Source organism: Streptomyces sp. NPDC006265 (assembly GCF_040613555.1).
Taxonomy (GTDB): domain Bacteria; phylum Actinomycetota; class Actinomycetes; order Streptomycetales; family Streptomycetaceae; genus Streptomyces.
In genome coordinates this window covers 1-3,410 of the sequence record NZ_JBEXSH010000934.1, presented here as the reverse complement: position 1 = coordinate 3,410, position 3,410 = coordinate 1, and the positions used below count along the sequence as shown (strand labels likewise).

The 3,410-nt window shown below is 71.3% G+C and carries 2 protein-coding genes and 1 pseudogene; all 3 read left to right on the top strand.

Features of this window, described 5'->3' with window-relative positions; translation table 11 throughout:
* Positions 1-330: pseudogene (locus tag ABZ281_RS43030) on the top strand (methylmalonyl-CoA mutase); the annotation flags it as partial.
* On the top strand, positions 330-2,504 hold the full coding sequence (gene scpA / locus ABZ281_RS43025) for a methylmalonyl-CoA mutase (protein ID WP_356663546.1): 2,175 nt from the start codon (positions 330-332) through the stop codon (positions 2,502-2,504). The pseudogene ABZ281_RS43030 and the gene scpA, both read left to right, overlap by 1 nt.
* Positions 2,501-3,410 (top strand): methylmalonyl Co-A mutase-associated GTPase MeaB (gene meaB / locus ABZ281_RS43020; RefSeq protein WP_356663544.1); only part of this gene is annotated, 910 nt, incomplete at its 3' end. The genes scpA and meaB, both read left to right, overlap by 4 nt.

Genomic DNA, 3,410 nt, shown 5'->3' with positions numbered 1-3,410 from the left:
GTCTATCTGGCCGCGTTGGGCCCGGCCGCCGCGCACACCGCGCGGCTGACCTTCGCCGCGAACCTGTTCCAGGCCGGCGGCGTCGAGCCCGTCACCGAGGGCTCCTTCGAGGACAGCGGCGCCACGGAGGTCTGTCTGTGCTCCAGTGACGCGCTGTACGAGGAGCAGGCCGAGGCGGAGGCCGCGCGGCTGCGGGCCGCCGGCGCCTCGCATGTGTTCCTCGCCGGGCGCCCCGGGCAGCACTGCGGTGTCGACGCGTACGTGTTCGCGGGCTGTGACGCCGTCGCCGTGCTGTCCGCCACCCTCGACCGCATGGGAGTTGTGTCCTGATGGGAATCCCCGACTTCTCCGGGATCGAGCTGGGCACGCCGGCCCCCGACGGCGGCACCGACGAGTGGCGTACGGCGGTCAAGAACGCCTCCGGTGGGGACGACCTGCTCTGGGAGACCCCTGAGGGCATCGCCGTCAAACCGCTCTACACCGGCCGTGACCTGGAGGGCCTGGACTTCCTGGACACGTACCCGGGAGCGGCGCCGTTCCTGCGCGGCCCGTACCCGACGATGTACGCCAACCAGCCCTGGACCATCCGCCAGTACGCCGGCTTCTCGACGGCCGAGGAGTCCAACGCCTTCTACCGGCGCAACCTCGCGGCCGGCCAGAAGGGCCTGTCGGTCGCCTTCGATCTGCCCACGCACCGCGGCTACGACAGCGACCACCCGCGCGTGACGGGTGACGTCGGCATGGCGGGCGTGGCGATCGACTCGATCTACGACATGCGACAGCTGTTCGACGGGATCCCGCTGGACAGGATGACCGTGTCGATGACGATGAACGGCGCCGTGCTGCCGGTGCTGGCGCTGTACATCGTCGCCGCCGAGGAACAGGGCGTGCCGCCCGAGAAGCTGGCCGGGACCATCCAGAACGACATCCTCAAGGAGTTCATGGTCCGCAACACCTACATCTACCCGCCGAAGCCGTCGATGCGGATCATCTCCGACATCTTCGCCTTCACCTCGCAGCGGATGCCGCGCTACAACTCCATCTCCATCTCCGGCTACCACATCCAGGAGGCCGGTGCGACGGCCGACCTGGAGCTGGCGTACACGCTCGCGGACGGGGTGGAGTACATCCGGGCGGGCCGGGAAGCCGGCTTGGACGTGGACGCGTTCGCGCCGCGGCTGTCGTTCTTCTGGGCCATCGGCATGAACTTCTTCATGGAGGTCGCCAAGCTGCGGGCGGCGCGCCTGCTGTGGGCGAAGCTCGTGAAGCAGTTCGACCCGCAGAACGCCAAGTCCCTTTCCCTGCGCACCCATTCGCAGACCTCGGGCTGGTCGCTGACCGCGCAGGACGTCTTCAACAACGTGACGCGTACCTGCGTCGAGGCCATGGCGGCCACGCAGGGGCACACCCAGTCGCTGCACACCAACGCCCTCGACGAGGCGCTCGCGCTGCCCACCGACTTCTCGGCGCGCATCGCCCGCAACACGCAGCTGCTGCTCCAGCAGGAGTCCGGCACGACCCGCGTGATCGACCCGTGGGGCGGCAGCGCGTACGTGGAGAAGCTGACGTACGACCTGGCCCGGCGGGCCTGGCAGCACATCGAGGAGGTCGAGGCCGCGGGCGGCATGGCCAAGGCCATCGACGCGGGCATCCCCAAGCTGCGCATCGAGGAGGCCGCGGCGCGCACGCAGGCCCGGATCGACTCGGGCCGCCAGCCGGTCATCGGCGTCAACAAGTACCGGGTGGAGACCGACGAGCAGATCGACGTCCTGAAGGTCGACAACTCCTCGGTGCGGGCGCAGCAGATCGAGAAGCTGCGGCGGCTGCGCGCGGAGCGGGACGAGCGGGCCTGCCAGGACGCGCTGGACGCGCTGACCCGGGCGGCGGGCAGCGAGGGCAACCTGCTGGAACTGGCCGTGCACGCGGCCCGCGCGAAGGCCACCGTCGGGGAGATCTCCGACGCCCTGGAGAAGGTGTACGGCCGGCACGCGGGGCAGATCCGTACGATCTCCGGCGTGTACCGCAACGAAACCGGAGAGTCCCCGAGCGTGGACCGCACCCGCACCCTGGTGTCCGCCTTCGAGGAGGCCGAGGGCCGCCGCCCGCGCATCCTGGTCGCGAAGATGGGCCAGGACGGCCACGACCGCGGCCAGAAGGTGATCGCCACGGCCTTCGCCGATCTCGGTTTCGACGTGGACGTCGGCCCGCTGTTCCAGACGCCCGCCGAGGTGGCCCGGCAGGCCGTCGAGGCGGACGTGCACATCGTCGGCGTCTCCTCGCTGGCGGCCGGTCACCTCACCCTCGTCCCGGCGCTGCGTGAGGCGCTGGCCGAGGAGGGCCGCGCGGACATCATGATCGTGGTCGGCGGGGTGATCCCGCCGCAGGACGTGCCGACGCTGCTGGAGATGGGCGCGGCGGCCGTGTTCCCGCCCGGGACGGTGATCCCGGACGCGGCCTACGACCTGGTGCAGCGCCTGTCGGGCGACCTCGGGCACGCCCTGTGATCGATGTCGACGCGTACGTGAAGGGTGTGCTCGACGGGAAGCGGGCGATCATCGCCCGCGCCATCACACTCGTCGAGTCGACCCGGCCGCAGCACCGCGCGCTGGCCCAGGAACTGCTGACCGCGCTGCTGCCGCACAGCGGCCGGGCCCGGCGGATCGGCGTCAGCGGGGTGCCGGGCGTGGGCAAGTCGACGTTCATCGACGCGTTCGGCACGCTGCTGACCTCGCTCGGGCACCGGGTGGCGGTGCTGGCCGTCGACCCGTCGTCCAGCCGTACGGGCGGTTCGATCCTGGGCGACAAGACCCGGATGGAGCGCCTGGCCGTGGACCCGGCGGCGTTCGTGCGCCCCTCCCCCACGGCTGGCACGCTGGGCGGGGTCGCGAAGGCCACCCGCGAGTCGATCGTGGTGATGGAGGCGGCCGGCTACGACGTGGTCCTGGTGGAGACGGTCGGTATCGGCCAGTCCGAGACCGCCGTCGCGAACATGGTCGACTCGTTCCTGCTGCTCACCCTCGCGCGCACGGGCGACCAGCTGCAGGGCATCAAGAAGGGCGTGCTGGAGCTGGCCGACGTGATCGCCGTCAACAAGGCGGACGGGCCGCACGAGCGCGACGCCCGTGCCGCCGCGCGGGAGCTGGCGGGCGCGCTGCGTCTGATGCACGGCAGGGACGCCTTCTGGACCCCGCCGGTGCTGCACTGCAGTGCCCGCGAGTCGACCGGCCTGGACACGGTGTGGGAGCGCTTGGAGCAGCACCGCACCCTGCTGGACTCCACGGGCCGGCTCACCGCGAAGCGCCGCGACCAGCAGGTCGACTGGACCTGCAGTCGATCTGCAGGGAGACGGGGCCGAGGACGAAGCCGCCGCGGCGCACCTCTGCGTCCCGCAGGGTCGCGACGACGGCGCC